The following is a 6,523-nucleotide window of genomic DNA, read 5'->3' on the forward strand; positions in this document are numbered from 1 at the left end:
AAAGCACCTGATGGTGCTTTTTTTATAATACATTTTATAGACCTAATTCTTTCCACACTGCCTGAATTTCTTCGGCAGATCGAGCGCCTACCAATTTAAATCCATTTGCAAAAATCAGGGTAGGGGTACCATTAAAACCTAATTTCTTTCCAAGTTCTAAATTACGATCAATTGGATTAGCACAGCTTGCAACTGTTGGTTTAACACCTTGTTGAATCAGTTTTTTCCATGAATAGGATTGATTTGGCGCACACCAAACCTGTCTAGAAACAACAATAGACTGAGGCTTTAGAGGATAGATGAACGTGTAAATGGTCACATCTTTCAGCTTATCGAGTTCAGGCTCGAGCTGCTTACAATAAGGACAGTTTGGATCAGAAAATACGGCAAAAACATGCTGTCCATTACCTTTGACTGTTTTAATCGCATCTTTTAAAGGCAATTGTGTCCAATCAATTGAGTTCTGTCCTAATACCAAATCTTTAGTTAAGTTTTTCTGGTCTTTTAAACGAATCATAGAGCCTACAAACATATGTTGCCCATCTTCACCAACATAGATAATTTGTTGATCGAGATTAGCGCTATATAGCCCAGGCATTTCGGTTTTCTGAATATTGCTAATTTTCAAATTAGGATATTGTTTTTTAATATTTTCCCTAACAGAATCCACATTGGCGAAACTCATACTTGTAGTTAGGCTAAATAACGCCAATATTCCTAATTTTTTAAGCATAAAACCGATTCATAGGTAGGAGAGGAGATCATTTTAATCAGTTCAGCTTTTGAAAACAGAACTGATTACCGAGTTATAACCAAAATGCCACTCATTTATGCCAATGTTTCACGTGGAACATAAGTAGGTCTTAGAGTATTAATTTCTACCGATATATGCACAATTTCATCATGAATGGATAAAGCCTGACGAATCTGATCTGCGGTTAAAGAAATATCATCAGTTTCGAGCGCTAAAATACAAGAAAACTTACCTTTTGCGACTTTCCAGACATGAATATCCGTAATTTCAATGTGTTTAAGAAATTCAACAATCACTTCACGAATTTCTTCAACCACAGGATGGTCCATTTCTGCATCTAAAAGGGTTTTTCCTGTCTCTTTCAATAACCCAAGAGACCATTTTGCAACCAAAATAGCACCTAGAATCCCCAAAAGCGCATCTAAAAAATCCCAACCGAAATATTTACCCGCACAAAGCGCAATAATTGCAAAAACGGAGGTCACAGCATCTGCAACTACATGTAAAAAAGCGGCTTTTTGGTTTAAATCATGGTGGTGATGTCCATGATCATGCTCGTGATGGTGATGGTGATGGTGATGGTGATGGTGCCCATCATCGTGAAGTAACCATGCGCAAATCAAGTTAATGACCAAACCTAAAATTGCAATAGGAATTGCTTCATTATAAAAAATCTCAACTGGATTAAATAAACGTTGTATCGACTGAAAAGCCATAAAAATGGCAACAACCATCAGCAAAATTGCACTGCTATAACCCGCTAAAATCTCGATTTTCCAAGTTCCAAAACTAAATCGATGATCTTTGGAATAATGACGAGCTGCACGATAGGCAAAATAGGCTAAACCGAGTGCCAACATATGTGAACTCATATGCCAACCATCAGCCAGAAGTGCCATTGAATTGAAAAACCATCCACCCAATATTTCTAATACCATCATGGATGCCGTTAAAATCGTTGCAATCAAAATACGTTTTTGTGCAAGTGGATTTCCTTCATCAAACTGATGTTGATGATGACGTGATACACTATAATCCTGCATAAAATTTAAACCCAATATACTCCCTACCAGTATATTGAATTATACAAGAGAACACAGATGAGTCACATTGGTCAGGATAAAAAAATAGTTAATCGTGTAAAACGATTAAAAGGGCAAATTAATAGTATTGAGCATGCCGTTGAACAGCCTGATATTTCATGCATAGAAATACTGCAACAAGTTGCTGCAATTAAAGGTGCGATAAACGGTTTGATGAGTGAATTGATGGAACAACACTTACATCACCATGTGCTCAAAGAAGCCCAAGTTGATCAGAATGAGTTAGATGAGTTTTTAAAAGTTCTAAAAAGATACGGCTAAACGAGGTGACTGAATGACACAGCCATGTGCATCATTCAGAATTCTGTAGTTATTTTCCAATACAAAACGAACCAAAGATTTTGCCTAATAGGTCATCGGCGCTAAAGTCACCAGTAATTTCACCTAAAGCATTTTGAGCAAGACGCAGTGATTCAGCGACCAGTTCACCCGCGTTAAATACAACAAGTTGCTCATGTGCTTCTGAAAGATAGAGCTGTGTGCGCTTCATTGCGTCTAAATGACGAGTTCTCGCAATAAATGCATCTTCCTCAGGATGAAAGCCTGCATGGGCTGTAATCGCCTCTACAAGGCCTTGTACGCCCATCTCTTGTTTTGCCGAAACGGTAATGTGACGGAACCCTTGAAAATCGTTTATTTCAGCTAATTGGCCAGTTAAATCGCATTTATTACCAATTAACATTAAACGGCGCGGTTCAATGTGTTCAGCAAAATATTCTTGAGCAAGTTTTAACGGGTCATCGCCTTGATTTAAATCATAAACCAGCAATAACAAATCAGCTTGTTCAATTTCTTTGATTGCTCTACGAATCCCTTCTTTTTCAACAATATCACCTGTTTCACGAAGACCTGCGGTGTCTGTTAAGGTAATTGGCAGACCATTTAAGCTAATTTTTTCATGTAAAACATCGCGAGTTGTACCAGCAATATCGGTCACAATTGCGCGTTCAACGCCAGCTAGCGCATTTAACAAGCTCGACTTACCCGCATTTGGTTTACCTGCAATAACAACTTGTAAACCTTCACGTAGTAATTGGCCCTGTCGCGCAGATGTTTGAACGGCATGTACGGACTGCTGAACATCTTCGAGTAAAGCTAAAATTTTGCCATCTGCCAAGAAATCGATTTCTTCTTCAGGAAAATCAATTGCAGCTTCAACATGCAAGCGTAAATGGATCAGTTTTTCTAAAACGGTATTAATTTTTGTTGAAAAAGCGCCTTGTAAAGAGCGAACAGCAGAACGTGCAGCAGCTTGCGATGTCGCATCAATCAAATCGGCAATCGCTTCAGCTTGCACCAAATCCATCTTGCCATTTTCAAAAGCGCGCATGGAAAACTCACCCGCTTTTGCGGCAATTGCACCAAGCTCAAATAGACGACCAAGCAATGCGTTTTGAATGACTGGACCGCCGTGACCTTGTAGTTCTACAACATCTTCACCTGTAAATGAGTGAGGATTGGGAAAGCATAGGACAATCCCTTCATCCATAATGCTTCCATCAGCATCATAAAACTTACGGAACCCAGCCATACGTGCTTCAGGCAAGTTTTTCTGTGTCAGGTTTTGAGCAATTTCATAAGCTTTAGGCCCCGATAGGCGAATCACGCCCACACCACCACGCCCTGGCGGCGTTGCAATTGCGGCAATCGTGGTTTGACTTTGCATATTATTCACCTAAAAACCTAAAATCCAGCCAAAGAAAAATCCGCCTAAGATTACCATCTTAAGCGGATTTATTCAGCAAAAGTTAAACGATTAAGATGCTGATTCAGTCTTATTTATACGACTTTTCGCAACACTCTTGTTAATAAACGATTGCTGTAAAATTGTAATACTGTTGTTCACAATCCAGTAAAGCACGAGACCTGCAGGGAAGAACAACATAAATACCGTGAACATAATCGGCATAATACGGAACACTTTTGCCTGCATCGGGTCAGCTGGTTGTGGGTTCAACATTTGCTGTGCAAACATGGTAGCACCCATGATCAACGGCAAGATGAACCAAGGATCCATTGCTGACAAGTCTTGAATCCAGCCTAACCATGGTGCGTGACGTAATTCCACACTTTCCATGAGTACCCAGTACAATGCAAGGAAAATTGGCATTTGTAGCAACAACGGTAAACAGCCTGAAAGAGGATTCACTTGTTCACGTTTGTATAAAGCCATCATTTCTTGCGAGAAGCGCATACGGTCTTCACCGAACTCTTCTTTCATGCGTTGCATTTCTGGTGCAATCACACGCATTTTCGCCATAGAACGATAACTTTTTGAAGATAAAGGCCACAAAATCATCTTCACCATAACGGTAAGTAAGATGATTGACCATCCCCAGTTGCCCACAATGCTATGGAAGAATTGAAGACCTAAGAACAGTAACTTCGCAATCGGCCATAACCAACCATAATCAACAGTCTGATTCAAACCAACAGCTAAATCTTTTAATTCAGATTGTACTTTCGGACCTGAATAAAGTTTTGCGTCCACTTCCATTGAAGTGCCTGCTGGAACATTAATCACTGGTGAGGTAAAACCAATGATATTCATATGATCAGCAGATTGACGAGATTCAAGTTTAGCTACATAAGGCTGACCATTTGCTTGAGTCAGTTTAAGATTCCCAGGAATCCAAGCACTTACAAAATAATGCTGAACAATCGCAACCCATCCACCCTTCGCTTCAGTGCTTACTTTTTCTTCTGAGAAATTAGCAAACTTAAGCTTATTGTAGTGTGAATCAGGTGTCCCCCAAGCTCCACCTAAGAAAGTTCCTAGAGTGAAAATACCTTGAGAAGATTTACCAGGATCTTCAGAGTTATCACGCTTTAATTGTCCAAACATCTGACCTTGCCAGCTTTGTTGGCTACGGTTAATAACTTGATGTCTTACAACAATTGGATATTGCCCTTGGGTAAAGGTAAAAGTTTTAATAATTTCAACGCCTTCAGGTGTCTTAAATACCATCGGAACGTTTAAAACTTTTTCAGATTGACCCTTTTGATCCTGTACACCCTTCGCATCAGCCAAAGTATATGATGTTTTTTCAACAGCATATAATGGACGACCACCACGACTGCTATCTGGTCCATTCAAACCAATTAAGCCAGATTGAGCAACATATGTACGCTTGGCATCATTTTCAAGCATAACAAAAGGCTGATCGCTGTCTTTGCTTCTGTCGTGTGAGAGTAATTCAATACGAACAATATCACCACCTTTTGGATTGATCCAAATATGGTAAAGGTCAGTTTGTACTGAAATAAGCTGTTGATTCACAGGTGCAGTTGCATCTGTGGTTTGTGACTGCGCAATATTTGCTTGTGGCACATCGGAAGCCACTGTTGCATTTTTAGCATTTGGCAAATCAGCAGATACTTCATGTGAACTGACAGCCGCCGCTTGTTTTTGCGGTGCAGTTGCAGCATTTCCATAATCTTTTTGCCAAGCCAAAATGAGCAAATATGCGGTGACAAACATGGCCCCGAGAATTGCAAACCTGGCCCATTGTTGCATATCTATTACCCCAAATGGTTAGAGAGATTTTGCTTCAGTAAACGATCACGAAAGGGTACAGCAACATGAAGCGTTTGAGAATCTATTTGATGAAACGAAATAAAACGAATTGCTTTTGGCGGTACTGGATCATATCCAGATCCTCCCCACGGATGACAACGACAAATCCGTTTAGAAGATAACCAAACGCCTTTTATCGCACCATGAGTTTGCAATGCTTCTATCGCATATTGGGAACAGGTCGGAATATAACGACAACGGGGTCCAAGAAGCGGACTAATCGCAATTTGATACAGTCGAATCAACCAACGTAGATAACGAACCATTGGCTATCTCTTAATTCTGCGAGTTTGTGCCAACTTTAGAATGTTTTTTTGCTAAGCGCTGTAATTTTTGCCAAGCAAAATCTAATTGTTGATATAGCTCAGCATTCGTAATCGCTTCTATACCGACTTTCGGCATTACCACAATATCTATGTCTGATCCAAAATTCGGTTGGTGTAGACGAAAGCTCTCACGAGCAAGACGTTTTATTCGATTTCTTTCATGCGCACGGCGCACTTTTTTCTTAGCAACGACAATACCCAAACGGCTATTAGGCTGTTCGGTTAATTTTGCAAGAAATAAAAAATGGGGTTGATGCACTTTAAAAAGCGCACCATCGAATACACTTTTATAATCTGCAGCACAGCGTATTCGCACATCTGTGCTAAAATTGTAAAGTGTCATCACACCCAAGTCTGGTCAGCGTAACAGTATTAAACAGTTAAGCTATGACGACCTTTTGCACGGCGACGAGCTAATACTTGACGACCAGCTTTAGTTGCCATACGAGCACGGAAACCATGAACGCGTTTACGCTTTAATTCAGATGGCTGGAAAGTACGTTTCATATCGAAACTCCCAAAAATGATCTTTTATAAGGTCCGCGATTTTATTGTGCAATGTTTACTCTGTCAATGAAAAACCAAGAAAGTTTTGTATTTAACCCAAATTTTAATCTCTCTACTTCTTTTTTATGATTGTCATAATTCATTGCAATATATAGTTTTTAAAGTTATGCACAAACTAATTGTCTATTTTAATTAGAACTTTTATTATATACACACCTTATATACATACTTATCAACAAAACAAGATATCATCTTG

8 protein-coding genes are annotated in these 6,523 nt (G+C 39.4%); 1 reads left to right on the forward strand and 7 read right to left on the reverse strand.

What is annotated here, in order from left to right:
• Positions 1 to 34: 34 nt before the first annotated feature.
• Both NL42_RS09390 and dmeF read right to left on the reverse strand, forming a co-directional pair.
• A complete protein-coding gene (locus tag NL42_RS09390) occupies positions 35 to 733 on the reverse strand; it encodes a DsbC family protein (protein WP_461312557.1) in 699 nt (232 codons plus the stop codon).
• A gap of 95 nt (positions 734 to 828) precedes the next feature.
• Positions 829 to 1,797 carry a CDF family Co(II)/Ni(II) efflux transporter DmeF gene (dmeF, locus tag NL42_RS09395; RefSeq protein WP_461312558.1) on the reverse strand — a complete coding sequence of 323 codons (969 nt, stop codon included), beginning with the start codon at positions 1,795 to 1,797 and terminating at the stop codon, positions 829 to 831.
• A 57-nt stretch (positions 1,798 to 1,854) separates the two neighbouring features.
• Here dmeF and NL42_RS09400 point away from each other — a divergent pair, with 57 nt between their 5' ends.
• Positions 1,855 to 2,118 carry a metal/formaldehyde-sensitive transcriptional repressor gene (locus NL42_RS09400; protein ID WP_004795563.1) on the forward strand — a complete coding sequence of 88 codons (264 nt, stop codon included), beginning with the start codon at positions 1,855 to 1,857 and terminating at the stop codon, positions 2,116 to 2,118.
• A gap of 49 nt (positions 2,119 to 2,167) precedes the next feature.
• Here the strand turns inward: NL42_RS09400 and mnmE are convergent, their stop codons facing one another.
• From mnmE to rpmH, 5 genes are all read right to left on the reverse strand, one after another.
• Positions 2,168 to 3,523 (reverse strand): tRNA uridine-5-carboxymethylaminomethyl(34) synthesis GTPase MnmE, encoded by a 1,356-nt coding sequence (gene mnmE / locus NL42_RS09405; protein WP_461312559.1) that lies wholly within the window; start codon positions 3,521 to 3,523, stop codon positions 2,168 to 2,170.
• Between the two features lie 90 nt (positions 3,524 to 3,613).
• Positions 3,614 to 5,374, reverse strand: a complete 1,761-nt coding sequence (gene yidC, locus NL42_RS09410) for a membrane protein insertase YidC (protein ID WP_446092069.1) — start codon at positions 5,372 to 5,374, stop codon at positions 3,614 to 3,616.
• Between the two features lie 5 nt (positions 5,375 to 5,379).
• Complete coding sequence (yidD, locus tag NL42_RS09415; protein WP_461312560.1) at positions 5,380 to 5,700, reverse strand: membrane protein insertion efficiency factor YidD; 321 nt, start codon at positions 5,698 to 5,700, stop codon at positions 5,380 to 5,382.
• 10 nt (positions 5,701 to 5,710) lie between these two features.
• Positions 5,711 to 6,103, reverse strand: coding sequence for a ribonuclease P protein component (rnpA, locus tag NL42_RS09420; RefSeq protein ID WP_016139733.1), 393 nt, complete (start codon positions 6,101 to 6,103; stop codon positions 5,711 to 5,713).
• Between the two features lie 29 nt (positions 6,104 to 6,132).
• Positions 6,133 to 6,267: a 50S ribosomal protein L34 gene (gene rpmH / locus NL42_RS09425; protein ID WP_000831329.1), complete on the reverse strand. Its 135-nt coding sequence runs from the start codon at positions 6,265 to 6,267 to the stop codon at positions 6,133 to 6,135.
• Positions 6,268 to 6,523: the final 256 nt, after the last annotated feature.

The organism is Acinetobacter sp. GN11 (genome assembly GCF_054823985.1).

What these genes read in the sequence shown, in the direction of transcription:
- yidC (WP_446092069.1), bottom strand. Translation starts at nt 5,374, where the DNA reads ATGCAACAATGGGCCAGGTTTGCAATTCTCGGGGCCATGTTTGTCACC.
- mnmE (WP_461312559.1), bottom strand. Translation starts at nt 3,523, where the DNA reads ATGCAAAGTCAAACCACGATTGCCGCAATTGCAACGCCGCCAGGGCGT.
- yidD (WP_461312560.1), bottom strand. Translation starts at nt 5,700, where the DNA reads ATGGTTCGTTATCTACGTTGGTTGATTCGACTGTATCAAATTGCGATT.
- dmeF (WP_461312558.1), bottom strand. Translation starts at nt 1,797, where the DNA reads ATGCAGGATTATAGTGTATCACGTCATCATCAACATCAGTTTGATGAA.
- rpmH (WP_000831329.1), bottom strand. Translation starts at nt 6,267, where the DNA reads ATGAAACGTACTTTCCAGCCATCTGAATTAAAGCGTAAACGCGTTCAT.
- NL42_RS09390 (WP_461312557.1), bottom strand. Translation starts at nt 733, where the DNA reads ATGCTTAAAAAATTAGGAATATTGGCGTTATTTAGCCTAACTACAAGT.
- rnpA (WP_016139733.1), bottom strand. Translation starts at nt 6,103, where the DNA reads ATGACACTTTACAATTTTAGCACAGATGTGCGAATACGCTGTGCTGCA.
- NL42_RS09400 (WP_004795563.1), top strand. Translation starts at nt 1,855, where the DNA reads ATGAGTCACATTGGTCAGGATAAAAAAATAGTTAATCGTGTAAAACGA.